This window comes from Herbaspirillum sp. GCM10030257 (assembly GCF_042666555.1).
Classification (GTDB): Bacteria; Pseudomonadota; Gammaproteobacteria; order Burkholderiales; family Burkholderiaceae_D; genus Noviherbaspirillum.
The window spans coordinates 26,289-42,827 of the sequence record NZ_JBHTDH010000031.1; the positions used below are offsets into that span (position 1 = coordinate 26,289).

General features: G+C 54.6%; 13 protein-coding genes. 12 read left to right on the plus strand and 1 reads right to left on the minus strand.

Annotated features, from left to right (window positions below):
* Window positions 1-30 precede the first annotated feature (30 nt).
* From ACFQUU_RS25430 to ACFQUU_RS25485, 12 genes are all read left to right on the plus strand, one after another.
* Complete coding sequence (locus ACFQUU_RS25430; protein ID WP_382250919.1) at window positions 31-1,437, plus strand: UDP-glucose dehydrogenase family protein; 1,407 nt, start codon at window positions 31-33, stop codon at window positions 1,435-1,437.
* Window positions 1,427-2,560, plus strand: a complete 1,134-nt coding sequence (locus tag ACFQUU_RS25435) for a GNAT family N-acetyltransferase (RefSeq protein WP_382250932.1) — start codon at window positions 1,427-1,429, stop codon at window positions 2,558-2,560. The genes ACFQUU_RS25430 and ACFQUU_RS25435 overlap by 11 nt, the downstream gene beginning before the upstream one ends.
* 43 nt (window positions 2,561-2,603) lie before the next feature.
* Window positions 2,604-3,425 carry a hypothetical protein gene (locus ACFQUU_RS25440; RefSeq protein ID WP_382250920.1) on the plus strand — a complete coding sequence of 274 codons (822 nt, stop codon included), beginning with the start codon at window positions 2,604-2,606 and terminating at the stop codon, window positions 3,423-3,425.
* The gene (gene murJ, locus ACFQUU_RS25445) at window positions 3,422-4,762 is read left to right on the plus strand and encodes a murein biosynthesis integral membrane protein MurJ (RefSeq protein WP_382250921.1); all 1,341 of its coding nucleotides are present in this window, start codon (window positions 3,422-3,424) and stop codon (window positions 4,760-4,762) included. The genes ACFQUU_RS25440 and murJ overlap by 4 nt, the downstream gene beginning before the upstream one ends.
* Window positions 4,763-5,956 carry a glycosyltransferase family 4 protein gene (locus tag ACFQUU_RS25450; protein WP_382250922.1) on the plus strand — a complete coding sequence of 398 codons (1,194 nt, stop codon included), beginning with the start codon at window positions 4,763-4,765 and terminating at the stop codon, window positions 5,954-5,956.
* Window positions 5,937-7,190 carry an O-antigen ligase family protein gene (locus tag ACFQUU_RS25455; protein ID WP_382250923.1) on the plus strand — a complete coding sequence of 418 codons (1,254 nt, stop codon included), beginning with the start codon at window positions 5,937-5,939 and terminating at the stop codon, window positions 7,188-7,190. The genes ACFQUU_RS25450 and ACFQUU_RS25455 overlap by 20 nt, the downstream gene beginning before the upstream one ends.
* Before the next feature lie 80 nt (window positions 7,191-7,270).
* On the plus strand, window positions 7,271-9,289 hold the full coding sequence (gene asnB, locus ACFQUU_RS25460) for an asparagine synthase (glutamine-hydrolyzing) (protein ID WP_382250924.1): 2,019 nt from the start codon (window positions 7,271-7,273) through the stop codon (window positions 9,287-9,289).
* Between the two features lie 331 nt (window positions 9,290-9,620).
* Window positions 9,621-10,481 (plus strand): class I SAM-dependent methyltransferase, encoded by an 861-nt coding sequence (locus ACFQUU_RS25465; protein ID WP_382250925.1) that lies wholly within the window; start codon window positions 9,621-9,623, stop codon window positions 10,479-10,481.
* Window positions 10,482-10,665: 184 nt separating this feature from the next.
* The gene (locus ACFQUU_RS25470) at window positions 10,666-11,769 is read left to right on the plus strand and encodes a glycosyltransferase (RefSeq protein ID WP_382250926.1); all 1,104 of its coding nucleotides are present in this window, start codon (window positions 10,666-10,668) and stop codon (window positions 11,767-11,769) included.
* A gap of 72 nt (window positions 11,770-11,841) precedes the next feature.
* Window positions 11,842-13,587 carry a hypothetical protein gene (locus tag ACFQUU_RS25475; RefSeq protein WP_382250927.1) on the plus strand — a complete coding sequence of 582 codons (1,746 nt, stop codon included), beginning with the start codon at window positions 11,842-11,844 and terminating at the stop codon, window positions 13,585-13,587.
* A 47-nt stretch (window positions 13,588-13,634) separates the two neighbouring features.
* A complete protein-coding gene (locus ACFQUU_RS25480; RefSeq protein WP_382250928.1) occupies window positions 13,635-14,768 on the plus strand; it encodes a glycosyltransferase family 4 protein in 1,134 nt (377 codons plus the stop codon).
* 49 nt (window positions 14,769-14,817) lie between these two features.
* Window positions 14,818-16,308 carry a hypothetical protein gene (locus ACFQUU_RS25485; protein ID WP_382250929.1) on the plus strand — a complete coding sequence of 497 codons (1,491 nt, stop codon included), beginning with the start codon at window positions 14,818-14,820 and terminating at the stop codon, window positions 16,306-16,308.
* Here the strand turns inward: ACFQUU_RS25485 and ACFQUU_RS25490 are convergent.
* Window positions 16,277-16,539 (minus strand): DUF4832 domain-containing protein (locus ACFQUU_RS25490; protein ID WP_382250930.1); only part of this gene is annotated, 263 nt, incomplete at its 5' end. The two genes, ACFQUU_RS25485 and ACFQUU_RS25490, sit on opposite strands and share 32 nt — an antisense overlap.

Consider the following 16,539-nt stretch of genomic DNA (forward strand, 5'->3'; position numbering starts at 1 on the left):
ACGAAGTACGAAGAACAACGAGGGCTGACCATGAAGATAACGATTATCGGTACTGGCTATGTCGGATTGGTCACGGGCGCATGCCTTGCCGAACAGGGAAACGATGTGCTCTGCTTCGATATCGATGAACACAAGATCGATATTCTGAACAGCGGAGGCATGCCGCTGCATGAGCCAGGGCTGGCCGAGATCGTCGATCGCAACCGCGCCACCGGACGGATGGTCTTTTCCAGCGATGCGGGCGCCAGCGTGGCGCACGGTGACATCCAGTTCATTGCCGTCGGCACCCCGCCGGATGAAGACGGCTCCGCCGATTTAAAATATGTGCTTGCCGCCGCCCGCAATATCGGCAAGCGCATGACCGGGTTCAAGGTCATCGTAAACAAGTCGACGGTGCCGGTCGGGACCGCCGAGAAGGTCCACGAAGCCATTCAGGAACAACTGGCGATCCGGGGAAGCCGCCCCGGATTTTCCGTCGTCTCCAATCCAGAATTCCTGAAGGAAGGCGCAGCGGTCGAGGACTTTATGCGGCCGGACCGCATCATCGTCGGCTGCGACCAGACCCCCGAGGGCATGCGCGCTCGCGACATGATGAAAATGCTCTACGCACCCTTCAACCGCAATCATGACCGCATGCTCTGGATGGATGTGCGGTCAGCAGAATTCACCAAGTATGCTGCTAACGCAATGCTGGCGACCCGGATATCGTTCATGAACGAGTTGGCTGTCCTGGCCGATAAGGTAAATGTCGATATCGAAGAAGTGCGGCGCGGCATTGGCTCCGATCCGCGCATTGGTTACAGCTTCTTGTACGCAGGCTGCGGCTACGGCGGTTCCTGCTTCCCGAAGGATCTTCAGGCACTGAAGCAAACTGCGAATTCTTACGACCTGGATCTACAGATACTGCGCGCCGTTGAAGCCGTCAACGATTCACAAAAGCATCTGCTTGGCCGAAGAATCGTTGAGCGTTTCGGCGGCGACCTAAGCAGCAGGCATTTCGCCGTGTGGGGACTCGCGTTCAAACCGGATACGGACGACATGCGGGAAGCTCCATCGCGGGTATTGCTGCGTGACCTTCTGCAGCGCGGTGCATCGATTGCTGTATACGATCCGGTAGCGATGGCTGAAGCAAGGCGGGTGCTCGATATAGATTTTGCTGATGAGCCCGAAGTATTGGCGCGGATCCATTTCTGCAGCCATCCGATGGAAGCCCTGCAGAACGCCGACGCACTAGCCATCGTCACAGAGTGGAAAGCCTTCCGCAGCCCGGACTTCGAAACAGTCAAAAGGCAGCTCAAGGAACCGATCATCTTCGACGGACGCAACCTGTTCGAGCCTGACGCCATGGTCAACGCTGGTTTCGAATATGTCGGGATCGGACGGTCGCGGCAAACCGCTTCTGCATCGCTAAGGGGACCCCGTGGCCATGCATATTGAACTTTATCGCGGCATCGCCGGCTTGGAGAAGCTGCAATCCGATTGGTCCAATCTGTTTGCCCAAGCCAAGTGTCCGCGTTTCTACCATGCCTACGGGTGGTGGCTTGCGTATCTTCGTCATTTGGAAGCGAAACCGGGATCGGTATGCTTTTTTCTATTTCGGGATGCACGCGGCCCGCTGGCGATTCTGCCAGTGAAGCACAGCATCAGATGGTGGTATGGCCTGCCGCGCCGGGAAATCGCCTTTCCGGAACATCCCCATATGCCGCTCAACGACATGTTGTACCGGGAGGATTTGAATGTTGCCGCCCTCCTTTCCCAATGGCGAGAAAGCCTGCGCTCGGAACATCGGCTCGACTGGGACATGATGAGGTTTGGCATGACGCTGCCGGAGTCGCCGCTCCGCGACCTTACGCAGGACTCTGCGGCTACCATGCGGGAAGACCCGCCATGTTCATATATTGCGTGCGACATGCCCTACGAGCAATTGTTCCAAGGGCTTTCCAAAAATTTCAAGACAAACCTGAAGAAGGCACGCAATAGGCTGGGCAAGGCTGCCGATGCCGATTACTTCGTCGCCATGGAGCCCGCCGATCTCGAACGGCATTTCGAGGATTTCTTAGGTGTCGAGGCTTCCGGCTGGAAGGGTGCCGCCGGCAGCGGCACGGCAATTGCGCTGCATCCAGCGTTGAAAAGCTTTTACCATGAGTTGATGTACCAGTTTGCGCCACAACGCCGTGTGTGCATCAATTTCTTGCGTGCCGAAAACCAGATCATTGCCGCGTGCTTTTGTTTGCGCGACGACGACACCCTCTATGTGTTGAAGATCGCGTATGACGAAACGCGTGCGAAGCTAAGCCCGGGACAGCTTCTGATGGAGAGAATTATTCGCGACGGCACCGATTTCGGCAAGTATCGTTATGTGAACCTGGTTACCGATGCTGCTTGGCACCAAGATTGGCAACCACGGCGTTTCGATGTGGGCACCGTACGCCTTACAAATAGAACGCCGATTGGTCTGCTGACACAATTAGAAATTTCAACACGGCAAAGCGTTAAACCGCTCTATCACCGAATAATCGCAAGGTGCCGCCAATTCAGGCCGGAGAAGAGCGTTGCTTAATAAACGAATCGGCGCCAAGCGAATTCGAGGTATGGATAATGAGATGGAACGACCTATGCGACCAAAATTAATTTCGATTTGGTTCAGTGATGAAATCAGCACTTGGCGTGCATTCTGGTTCACCGAATATATGCAGAGTTCGGTCGTAAAGCCACGTGCTGGATACGTGCAGGAAGTGTTTTATACAAAGCATATCGACTTGACTCAGGACGAGAAGCAAATTCTTGCAGCTTTTTCACCGAACACGCGGCGCGAAATCGCGCGAGCAACCAGGGAAGGCATTGAGATGCATGAATCGGTTGATCTGGAAGAGTTCGTGCCCTTCTTTAACAAATTTGCAGAGAACAAGGGCCTCGATTACAGGGTAAAGCGCGAGACATTTAGACAAACACGGAGTGCATTACGGCTCTTCAAGGCGATCAAGGACAGCCAAACCATTGCTATGCACTTATACATATGTGATTACAGAAAGGCGAGAGTCAGACTTCTTTACAGCGCATCCTTATTACGGGATGAAGGCAAGGCCATCAGCAATGCGGTCATTGGCGTGGCGAATAAGGCCGCGCATTTTCATGAAATGCGCCTATTCAAACAACAAGGGTTCCAGGTTTTTGATTTTGGCGGCTATGCTTATCAGACCCAGGATCCGGATCTTATCAAAATTAATTTTTTTAAAGACAGTTTTGGAGGAGCGTTGGTGCGTGAAGCAAACTATCGCTCATTTCCGTTGCATCTTGCATCTTGTTGGTTCCAATGGCGTAACAAGTCCGCGTTGCATAAGAGCTTACAAGCCAAGGTCTTGAACCAGCAAAAGGATATAGGTAGCAATAGACAGCTTCCGGAATTTGTAGAAGGTGCCAAGTGAAACTGCTTATGGCCGTAAGCAATAGGGTTAAGGAATTTCATCCAGACCATCATGCCGTCTTCAAGGGCATGACCCTGGTCGTGCTTTTTCTCTTCGTTGGCAAGTTCTTAGGAGCAGCCAAGGAGATGGCCGTGGCATATCGATACGGCGTTGGTCCTGAGCTCGATGCCTATCTTTTCGTCTTCAACATCATGAGCTGGGCGGTCAGCATTTGGTTCACCGTCGTCGGCGTCGTCATCGTTCCTCTCTGGGCACGTGTGCATGGGGACGGTTCTCTATCTCGTTTCCGCGCCGAACTGCTCGGCTTGACGCTAATTTTCGGCGCAACCTTGGCGCTGCTGTTCTGGATCGTCCTTCCACTGCTGCTGAGCTCCAGCCTGGTCACCTTGCCCTCGAATATCAAGAGCGCCACGATACGCATGGTTCCTGTATTCATCCTGCTGGCACCCCTCGGCGCGGCGACCAGCTTGTTTTCGACGTGGATCCTCGCCGATGGCAAGCATATCGGCACGCTGCTTGAGGGCGTACCTGCAATCGCAATCGGCATTTCGGTTCTTATGTTTGCAAGCGGAGATATTGATGTATTGGTTTGGGGCACCGTGGCCGGCAGTGCCCTGTATTTGATCTGCCTTGCCGCAACGCTGGCGCGCCGCAAGGCCCTCGAGGCGCCTCGCTTCACGCGGCATTCCGAGCACTGGCCGCTGTTCTGGAAGGGGTTCGGCATCATGGCGTTGGGTCAGGCATGCATGAACGTGATCAGCATCATGGACCAATTGTTTGCCGTCCGTCTAGGGCCCGGCGCCGTCGCCACTTTAAGTTACTCTGACCGCATTACCGCGTTGCTGCTGAGTCTAGGCGGCATCGCCATCAGCCGCGCCACGCTGCCGGTCTTCTCGAAAGCACAAAGCCGGGGTGATGGCCAGGTATATGGCATTGCGCGGCAATGGACCGGGCTGATGTTCGCGGCCGGTGTGCTGGTGGCATTGCTGGCGTGGGCAGGCGCGCCTTACGGCGTCAGGTTGCTGTTCCAGCGCGGCGCATTCACTGAAGAAGACGCCGTCACGGTCACGACGGTGTTTTGTTACGGCCTGTTGCAGATACCGTTCTTTTTTGCCGGACTAGTGCTGATCTCGAATCTCTTGAGCCTCGGTCTACATCACTGGGTAGCGAAGGTTGGAATCACACTATTTATCATTAAGGTCATCGGCAATTATTTGCTTGTGCCGGTACTGGGTATCAAGGGCATCGCCGTTGCGACAGCAGTCATGTACGTCTTTTCGTTTACGATCCTGTGGGCGCTGGCGGCGTATGCTCACCATACCAATGCGAGGGTTTGAGTGAAACTCCTGATATTCATTCACTCCTTGAACGCCGGCGGGGCGGAGCGCGTCACCACCCACTTGGCAAACTATTGGTCTTCATGCGGACACGAACTAACATTGGTCACGCTCGCTCCAGTCGCGGCCGATTTCTACGAAGTTGCTCCGACCATCAGGCGGATTGCCTTGAACCTGACCAGTACACCAAACGGCTTGATTGCTGGTGTCCGGGAAAATCTGCGCCGCATTGGCGCGCTACGTGCACTCCTAAAGCAGGAAGACCCCGATTTCGCGATCTCGATGATGAGCACGTCGAACGTGCTGCTTGCTCTCGCGACAAAGGAGCTGCCCCGGATTCGCGCCATTGGCGTCGAGCATACCTATCCACCGCAAGCGCCGTTAGGCCTCCCTTGGGAAATCCTGCGCTATGCCACTTATAGCCAGCTTGCGGCGGTGGTGTCATTGACGCACGAATGCGCGCACTGGCTGCGAAAAAAAACGACCGCTTCCAAGGTGCCCATCATTCCCAATGCGGCGGTCTGGCCGCTTGCCGATCAGATACCCAGTGTAGACCCAGAAAAGGTCTGCTCGCCGGGCCGCAAGCTGCTGCTCGGAGTTGGACGCTTGAGCGAAGAAAAGAATTTTGACAAGCTGATCGAAGTGTTCGAACGATTAGCTACACACCATGCGGAATGGGACTTGGCCCTCCTCGGCGAAGGACCCGAACGACCCGCGCTGGAGGCGCGTATCAAGGGCGCCGGACTGACAGGACGCATCTTTTTGCCAGGGCGAATCGGCAATATAGGACGGTGGTATGAGCGGGCGGACCTGTATGTGATGACGTCGCGCTTTGAAGGGTTTCCGAATACGCTGGTAGAAGCCATGGCATACGGCCTGCCCGCAATTAGCTTCGATTGCGATACCGGCCCACGGGACATCATCCGCCATGGCATTGATGGATTGTTGGTGCCACCCAACGATCTGGATTCCTTACAAGCAGCACTGAAGCGATTGATGAGCGATAGCAACCTACGGAATGTCTATGGGATGCGCGCCATCGAAACTCGGCAGAGGTTTTCCATCGAAAAGATTGCCGCAATGTGGCAATTCCTATTCGACGAATGCACTCGCAGTCGGGCAAGACCCGGCGTCGCCGAAGCAATGCGTAAAGAGTTGGTGAAAGGCACGACAAATGAACACAAGAGTACATGAGACTGATCCCGGCATGTCCTTTTCTTACGCGCCTACCTGGCACTCCTTTGCTTCCAGAGTAGTGTGGGGATGGTTGCACTACACGTATGCGTTGATTCTGGTCGCCGTGCTAGTGATGGTTTACCTAAACTTGCCGAACTATGGGAATACCCTAAACAGCGCACTAGCGCCGAAGTATTTCTACTTCACCGTCGCCTTCTTGCTATGTCCGCTGTTCGTGCAATCGAAGGCGCTACTGGCCTATATATTGTCGCCTTTTGCGCTTTGGGCATTCATCTGTCTGATACTCAACCTGATTCATCTGCTCGGTGTAGCCGACGGCGAATTCGCCAGGATGCAGATTATCCTGATGCGAATCCAATACCTCATGCTCACATTGTTGCTAGGCTTTGCCTTCGCGTACGCGCGCACAGCATCCTACGAATGGGTATTCCCGCTGATCGCGTTCGTGGCTCCGGCCATCGTGATTCTCGATTTCATAGTGCCTAGTCTCCTGTACCCTAGCGGCACGCCCGGAACGGTACCCGGCCGCGCTTCCGCCACTTACATCAACCCCACCATTGCAGGTGAAGTCATCCTTCTGGCCTATGTAATGGCAATTCCGGCCTTGAAAATGGTGTACCGGACCCCCCTTCTAATCCTTGCCGGTATTGGCGTCACCTTGACGTTCTCGCGCTCTTCCATCATTGCCTGGATCGCGCTGTGGGTTATCCTGCAATCACGGCGCGTGCTGCCGAAGTCTGCCTTCCTGTTGCTCGTTGCCGGTCTGATTAGCATCCCGTTATTGATAACTGGCTTTTCCAGCTATATCGAAAACCGCCATGATTTAACCGAGGCGGTCACCGATCTTCAGTCGCGTCTGAATTTCTTCAGCCAAATGCAATTGGACGATCGCAGCGCCGCTGGACGCTCAGCCATGCTGCAGGCTGGCTGGAACTTGTTTCTTGAGTACCCGGTGGAGGGAGCAGGCGCCGGGGCCACATACGTGTGGTGGCATTCTCTTGGCGTACATAACCAACTGATCTTGTTTGCAGCCGAGTACGGCTTAGCCGGCCTTCTGCTCTGGATGAGCTTAGGCATCGTATTGGCAAGGGGAAAATACTTCGAGGACAAAAGTCTCCAGCTTACCGTGCTGTTTCTGTTCGTTTTCAATTCAATGTTCACTCACAACATGCTCGATATGCTTCATTGGTTACTCACATTCGCGCTCGTGAGCGGCAGGCGACGAACATAAGCAGGGCCGTTGTTACTTTTGAATGCATGCTGCATGCACGAAGCATGACAGTAATAGATAGAAAAATGGGGAGAGCGATTATGTGTGGCATAGCTGGTTTGTTGCATAGCTCGACGGTGCGCGACATCGGGCAGAACAACGCCATCCTGAGGAAAATGACCGATAGTCTCTCGCATCGCGGCCCGGACGATGCTGGTTACTGGCACGACGCCACCCATGGTATCGGCCTCGGTCATCGGCGCTTGTCGGTTGTGGACCTGTCGCCTAACGGGCATCAGCCCATGCTGTCGGGTAGTGCGCGCTACATCATCGTCTTCAATGGCGAGATCTATAATTATCTGCAGCTTCGTGCCGAGCTGGAATCCGCGGGGCGGGCGCCGGCATGGCGCGGTCATTCCGACACGGAGACGTTGCTTGCGGGCTTTGACGCTTGGGGCATCGGGACGACAGTTGATCGTGCCATCGGCATGTTCGCCTTTGCGGTCTGGGACCGTGAAGCCGTATCTCTAACGCTTGTGCGCGACCGCCTCGGTGAAAAACCGCTGTACTACGGCTGGCAGCAGCGCGGCGGCTCACCCGTGTTCCTGTTCGGTTCCGAATTGAAGGCGTTGAAAATACATCCCGCATTTGAGGGCGAGATTGATCGCGGCGCATTGAGCCTGCAACTGCGGCATGGTTGTATACCAAGCCCGTACTCCATCTACTGTGGCATCGCGAAGCTGCCGCCGGGCTGTCTCCTTACGGTGTCTCCACGTCGGCGCGAACCGCAGATAACGAAGTACTGGAACGCATTCGAAGCGGGCAGGTCGCAGGCAGAACACGCATTCGCCGGCAACCCCGCGCAAGCGGTTGATCGATTGGAAGCGCTGCTGACGGACGCGGTGCAGCAACAGATGATCGCGGATGTTCCGCTTGGCGCGTTTCTCTCCGGCGGCATCGACTCGTCCACAGTCGTTGCATTGATGCAGCGCCAGTCTTCGCGCCCGGTGAAAACCTTTGCCATCGGCTTCCACGAGGACGGATATAACGAGGCGGAACATGCGAAGGCAGTGGCGCAGCATCTCGGCACGGACCACACCGGACTGTATGTCACCGCGCAGGATGCGCTTGAAGTAATTCCCCGCCTTCCTGCGTTATACGACGAACCCTTCGCCGACCCATCACAGATTCCGACCTTCCTGGTGTCGCAGCTTGCAAGACGGCAGGTGACGGTATCGCTCTCAGGCGATGCCGGCGACGAATTGTTCGGCGGTTACAACCGCTATCACAACACGGCTAGGCTGTGGCAACGGCTCTCCGGCAGCCCGCATTTCCTGCGCCGGGCGATGGCGCTGGGGCTGCGCAGCGTTTCCACGGAAGGATGGGATAGGTTGGCGCGGCCCTTCAGGCAGGTACTGCCCGGAGCGATACGCCAAGGCAATATCGGCCACAAACTGCACAAGGGTGCAGGGCTGCTGCAGTCCGCATCGATCGATGCGCTTTACCACGGGATCATGTCGCATTGGCTTGATCCGGCAGCCATCGTGATCGGTGGTGCCGAACCGCCGACGCCATTGACCAGCGGGCTGCCCGGGTACGTCGGGCCTGACTGCCTGTCGCAGATGGCAATGCAGGACCTGCATGTTTATCTACCAGATGACATCTTGGTCAAGGTGGACCGAGCCGCGATGGGTGTATCGCTAGAAACCCGCGTTCCCATGCTCGACCATCGGGTCGTCGAATTCGCATTGCGGCTGCCGCCATCGATGAAGCTGCGCGACGGACAGGCGAAATGGGTACTGCGGCAAGTGCTGTACCGACATGTTCCGCGCACGCTGATCGACAGGCCCAAGGCAGGATTTGCAGTTCCCATCGCACACTGGTTACGCGGCCCACTGCGCGATTGGGCGCAAGCCCTTCTTGCTCCGGAGCGCTTGCGTCAGGAAGGATTTTTCGAAGCTGCTCCGGTCGTGCAAAAGTGGAACGAGCATTTGTCCGGCGTTTATAACTGGGAGTATCACTTGTGGAATGTACTGATGTTCCAGGCATGGCTAGAGCATAACCGGACGGAAAACGCTTCCGCGTTCGCAACGTCGGTCGCCGCAAGAAATGCGGCCTGAGGTGCTTGCGAAACCGAGTCGGGTAGACGCATACAACGGGACCTACACCTGTGGAGTTTTCTGATGTTCCATGCATGGCACAAGTATGGCGCGAATGGATCGCCTCCACGTTTTGCAAGCCGTTGACAAGGACCAGACATGCTGCATGACCCAATCATCGCTGTACCGACGCATGCGGGTGCGGCTATTGGGACAAGCATCTGCATGAATCTATATTTGCTCTGGGCCGCTTGTCCTGGAACGCTTCGTTGTCTTGAGAGATTGATATTGGTCCGCTCGTAGGATGAAAACCGTGGAAATGTTGCCACGCTAAAAAAGAGGAGTAAGCGATATGGCTGATGGAGTATCCATAAAGACTCACGCAGAAGAAATTCAACGCGGTGAGCGTTTCGCGTTTGGCGCAAACTGGCTGCGATTTTTGAAAGGTTTAAACGACGGAACGATCCAGGAGGCTATTCATAGTCTCAAGACAATGCTTGAGGTCGAAAACTTGAATGGCAAAACGTTCCTGGATATTGGCAGCGGAAGCGGTTTGTTTTCCCTTGCCGCGAGATACCTAGGCGCCAAGGTAGTTTCGTTTGATTATGATCCACAATCGGTAGCGTGCACCAACGAACTGAAAAACCGCTATTTCACAAATGATAGCAACTGGCAAATCCAAAGCGGCTCGGTGCTCGACAGGACATATCTGAACAACTTGGGCAAATTCGACGTCGTCTACTCTTGGGGCGTACTCCATCACACTGGCGAGATGTGGACGGCGATGGCAAATATTGATCAGAACGTCGCCCCAGGTGGAAAACTTTTTATCGCTCTATACAACGATCAAGGCAGGCCCTCCAAGCGCTGGTGGAGCGTTAAGAAAGCGTACGTGTCTCTACCCAACACCATGCGTTGGCTGGTGCTTGTCCCATGCTACGTCAGGTTATGGGGACCGACGATGGTAAGGGATTTGATTGCCCTGCGGCCATTCAGTACTTGGCTTTCGTACAAAAGCAATCGTGGCATGTCGCCGCACCGGGATGTCATTGACTGGGTTGGCGGCTTTCCATTCGAAGTGTCGAAGCCAGAACAGATTTTCGATTTCTATAGAAACCTCGGCTACAGCTTGTTGAGATTGAAGACATGTGCCGGCGGACTGGGCTGTAACGAGTTCGTCTTCCAGAAAAAACGTCAGGATTCATCGCTGTAACGTAGATGGTAGTCATCGTACTGCCTGCTGCAACAGCCATATAGGTGTTACAGCATCAGTCATGGGAAGGCTTCGTGCCTGGCACGGGTTGGTATGTGGGTCAATACGGAGAATATTGCTAACAAATGCACACATTCAGTCGTCAACTGCCTGGGATCTATCATCTCAACTGTTCAGGAATAGGATGATGAAAATCGCTTTCGTGACAACCTCTCTGGGCATGGGTGGTGCCGAGAACCAGGTAGTGATGCTGGCCGACCGATTTGCCGCACTCGGCTACACGGTTTTGATCATTTCACTGACTGGCGATACCGTCATATTGCCGCAGCATGCATCGGTAACCGTTGAAGCGTTGAACATGAGGCGCAACCCGATCAGCTTTGCCGCCGCCTACCGACACGCTCGCCAATTGCTGCGGCAGTTCCGGCCGGATGTGGTTCACAGCCATATGGTGCATGCAAACATATTTGCGCGGCTGCTGCGCGTCACCATTCCCATGCCGCGTCTGATTTGCACCGCTCACAACACCAATGAAGGCGGAGCGGGACGCATGCTGGCCTACCGCCTGACAGACCGTCTCGCCGATATCACGACCAATGTGAGCGAGGAAGCGGTGAAATGTTTTATCGAACGCAATGCAGTGCAGCCGCATCGGATTGTGGCGGTCCATAACGGGATTGACTGCGACCGCTTCTCCTTTGATGCCAAGGCGCGCCGTCGGCTTCGCGTTGAGATGGGCGTACAGGAAAGCACGCAGGTACTTCTTGCAGTGGGCCGCTTTTCGGAGCAGAAGGACTACGCAAATCTGCTTTCCGCCTTTGCTTCGGTTTTCAGGAAGCGCCCCGACTGCGTGCTATGGATCGCCGGTTTAGGGGAGCAGAAATCGCAATGCGAGCAACGTGCCAACGAGCTTGGCATCGTGGACAAGGTACGTTTCCTCGGCCTGCGTCGTGACATTCCTTCTTTGATGAGCGCGGCGGATATCTTTGTGCTGTCTTCTGCATGGGAAGGATTGCCGCTCGTGATAGGCGAAGCCATGGCATGCGAGCGCATTGTCGTTTCTACTGACGCGGGCGGTATCGGCGAATGGCTCGGCGACACGGGATATGTGGTGCCAACGCGTAACAGTATTGCGTTGAGTGCGGCACTTCTACAGGCACTCGACATGCAGGAAGACGCCAGGCTGGCGCAAGGACGGGCGGCACGCGAGCGCGTGCTCCAACACTACTCGCTCGCCGCTACCGTGTCGCGCTGGCTGGCGATTTATCAGGGACGATATGGTGTGTGACACAGCACATGCCGGCCTGTAAAAACGGGTGATAAATGCTGCACCAACACTGGGTGCTTGGGAGTGGATGCGATGAATCAAATCAGGATTGGCCTGCTCATCGATGACATGGCAATGCCGGCATGGATAGGCAGAATGCTCGAGCATATCATCAAGGAGCCGGGATTATCCATAGCGCTTATCGTGCGCAATCTCGCTGCGCAGAAGATGAGGCACCCTTCGCTGGCATGGCCCACTGCGGCCAAAGACGACATGTTTCTCTACAACCTGTGGGTATCTGCCGATGCTCGACGGTTTGCCGCAAGCCGCACCGCAGCACGGAAGGTGGACCTGTCGTCGATGTTGGTTGGCATTCCGGTATTGGACGTGATGTCGAAGCAGGAAGATGGTCAGGATGAATTTTTTGCAGTCGATACGACAAAAATCATGCAATACCGGCTCGATGTTCTGCTGCAGCTAGGATTTGGTGACCTGCGTGGCGACATATTGCAAGCCGCCGCCTGTGGAGTATGGGCTTACCGCTATGGAGATGCTGATGCGGACCCTCGCGTGTTTCCAGGAACATGGGAAGTCTTACTCGGAAAGGCCGTTACCGAAAGTACGCTCGAAATCCTTGCCGCGGAGTCCCGGCAAAGCATAGTCTTGTACCGCTCATGTTCGCCAACCGACTCCATTTCGCCCGCACGAGGCGTGGACCGCATGGCGTGGAAGATAACTGCCTTTGTCCCAAGAAGACTGCGTGAACTCCGGCAACTCGGCAATACCGCCTTCTTGGAGAAATACCGGCAGGCCCAGTCCTTCGTCATCAGTGACAGCGATATTCCGAATTCTTGTCCGGACAACTTAACGGTAGCACGACTGTTATGCCGTCGGGTCCTTCAAAAGCTGACGACGCGTCTTCGGAACAGGAATTCATTCGAGCAATGGACCTTGCTCTACCGTATTGGCAACACAGACCATTTAACGCCGGTTCGCGCGTACAAACAATTGATACCGCCAAAAGATCGCTTCTGGGCTGATCCATGCACAGTGCTCCACGAAGGAAAGCATGCTGTCTTTATTGAGGAGTGCGATTATGCAAGCGATATTGGCTATATCTCGGCCATCCAGTTCGATGAACATGAGGAGCCTGTCCTGCCGCCAGTAAAAATCCTGGAAAAACCTTATCACTTGTCATATCCGTTCATTTTTGAAGATGACGGAACGCTGTACATGATTCCGGAATCGGCGCATGCCAACGTGATTTCTTTGTACCGGTGCCAACAGTTCCCGCACGAATGGGTATTCGTCATGAACCTGATGGAAGATGTCATCGCGTACGACACAACGATCTGGCGCCACAACAACAAATACTGGCTTTTCACAACTGTCTGTGACGATCGCGAGGCGTCTTCATGGGATGAGTTGTCTCTGTATTTTTCCGATACGTTGCTCAGCACTGACTGGAAACCTCACCCCTGCAATCCGATTGTATCGGATGTGCGATGTGCACGTTCTGCCGGCAGGATTTATGAACGCGATGGCAAATGGTATAGACCAGCACAGGATTGCTCTCGCAGATATGGCGGCGCCATCGCGCTGCGTCAGATCGAGACGATTGATGAAAAGTCGTACAAAGAAGCACCGGCAGGACGCATTGAGGTAACACCGAATGACGGCATTATCGGTACCCATACATTCAGTCAGGCAGGCCGGTTGACATGCATAGACGGAATAGTACGGCGCCGCAAGGCGCCCATGGGGAAAGTGAAGTATGCCGCTTTCGCTCACCCGTTCTTGTCCACCGCAAGATGGCTGTCGTTGCGCAACCGGAGCTAGCTGCGCCTACTAACACCAAAATTCTTCTATACACAAGGCTATCAACCATGACCAAAGTCGCTTTTGTCGTGACGAAATCGGAATTCGGAGGCGCACAGGAATATCTGCGAATATTGATGTCCTCCATGCGTCAGTATGAGTCGGTGCTCATTTCCGGTGATACCGGTTTCCTTACCGAGACAGCTGCGCGACTAAACGTGACATACCGGATTTGCGATGGCCTGGTGCATGCGGTGCGCCCGACACAGGACGTCAAGGCAATCTGGAACATGTATGCGCTGCTGTGCCGGGAAAAACCTGATTTGGTGCATGCCAATTCGTCGAAGGCCGGTGTCGTCGCGCGCCTGGCGGCCCGGCTTGCCGGTATTCCAGTGGTCTTCACTGCGCACGGATGGGCGTTTACCGAAGGGGTGGGCAGCAGGCACGCGCAGGTTTATCGATGGATAGAAAAAGGAATGGCGCCATTGGCAAGGAAGATTATTTGCGTTTCCCATTATGATGAAAAGCTGGCAGCAGAGTCCGGGATCACTCAAGGAGCCGATACACTGACAGTACACAACGGCATACCAGACGTTCCGGACTGCGTTACAACGCATACCAATTCTGTCCCATGCATAGTCATGGTGGCACGTTTTTGCCTTCAAAAGGATCACGAGACGCTGCTTCGCGCCGTGCATTTGCTAAAGGATTACCACTTCACACTGCGTTGCGTGGGCGATGGACCGCTTCTTGAACATTGCCGCAAACTGGCTGCCACCCTGGGAATACAGGATAAGGTCGAATTCCTGGGTGCGCGCAGCGATGTGCGCGACATCCTCAGGAATGCCGATATATTTACGCTTGTCAGCGCATGGGAAGGTTTTCCTTTAAGTATTCTTGAAGGGATGCGCGCTGGATTGCCAGTGGTCGCAACACGTATCGGCGGCACACCCGAATCGGTGAAGGATGAAGTCACAGGATTGCTGGTCCCGCCAAAGAATCCCGTCGCACTAGCCGATGCGCTACGCCGCCTCATTGCACGACCCGATCTGCGCAGGAGCATGGGCCATGCGGGACGCGAACGCTATCTTCGGCAGTTTACTGCTGAGCACATGGTTCTCAAGACTGCAGAAGTCTATGCAAGTGCTTTAACACATACGAAGCATCACTCCCAATCTGTGTTTGAACCAGACCGGCATTGAAAGACGGCAACCGGCGAGGCGTGCCCACAATCATTCAAGGAGTCTTACCGTGGTAAGAAAAATCTGCGTTGTCGAAACCAATGAAGTCCCTATCAGGGTGTGGAAGGAGTATTGCAAGATTTATCCGGACTCTGTCGTTGCACGCCTTTTCGGACAAGGAAAACTTTACCGTACCATTGCTGATGATGTGGCGTATGAATTTTTGTATCCGTCGCAATCGTGGGCATCGTTAAATACCGGCTTGCCTTACTCCGAGCATCGAATTCATTGGTATAACGACCCGAAACCCAATATGGGTTTGTTCTGGTGGCATCAAGCCGCAGTAAGCGGTAAGCGCGTCGGCCTGGTCAACGTTCTGCATACTTCACCGCTCTCTGCTTTGAGCAAGGAAGCCGACTACGATTTCCTATTGCCGGACTGCTTTTCACCTTCCAGTGAAACTAAGCCGCAGCGCTATGAAGCCTTCCAGTCGCTGAACCTGCAACTGACCGAGAAGAACAGCCGGACATCCACCGCTGGGTTTTCCGATATCATGCGGTTGGCTCGAAAGGCCGTCATTCATCCCGGTACGTTCGGCTTGACGGGGTTTTCTGTCGCAGAAACAGTACGTGCCGCGCCTGGAATACTGCGATCGCGCGAACGCCTGCGCAATTTGCAGTGCCCGCCATTGGCATCGATCTTTCTGGATCTGCTAAAGCAGCATGACCCGGATATTTCCGTCATGTTCACCAACCACATCGCTGCAGCACAGCATCGTTATTGGTATGCACTTTTTCCACAGGATTATGCGGAGAAAATCTACGATGATGACTGGATCGAGCGTTACCGGTTTGACATCCTGAATGGCGTCGGGCTGCTTGATCGTTATCTCACGAAACTCAGCGCATATTGCAAGCACACTGACAGAATCCTGATCATCGTGTCCTCAATGGGACAGCACGCCAATCCTAAGCTGACCAAAAAGTATGTGCTGCAAACAAGCAGGGCATACCGGCTCGAAGAACCCGAAAAGTTTCTAGATGCTGTAATCGGTAGCAATGCTGCCGTCGCAGAGCGGGCAATGGTTCCGCAATACACCTATGCCTTTCCTGATACCGCATCCGCACAGGCAGCCTTGGATCGGATAGCGCATTTCCTTGAAATGAATCCGGAAATGAACGGTTCCAGAGTCGACATTGTCAACGCGAAAGTGACTGTCACAGTATGGATAAACGGAACGCCGACACACCTGAATACCGAGAAAGGTCGTTTGCCTCTAAGGCAATTTGGGTTCGAAACATTGGTGATTGACGATCATCATTCCGGCTGCCATCATCCGGACGGCACGCTGTTGGTATGGAACGATCGCGAAGATGAACTGTTTAGTTCACGCGATACGCCAGAATCATTTTCTTATCTTCGCTATGCCGCTGAATTGCGGCGGTATCTGGGACTTGCGAATCCCTGCGAAGCGGCACGTTGCAACATGGCGCCTACCACCAATTCACAAAAAGCCCGAGACACTACGATCAATGCGATCTGGCGTGCCGCTCAATCGTGAGAATATGCCCAAGCCGGTTGAAGCCGGTGTTGGCTTCCCAGACATTGTTGTTGGCCAGCTGGATCGCATACTCTGGACGGTCGTGCAACGATGCCATCGGATCGGCCAGGTGCAGCAGCACTTCATAGTTGCCCGAACTGATGCCGGCCGGTAGCGTCACCGTCTGGCTTACCGTGACCGACTGCCCCGGCAGCCACTTGCGCGGATCGGCATTGAGCTTGAAGCGGTGCA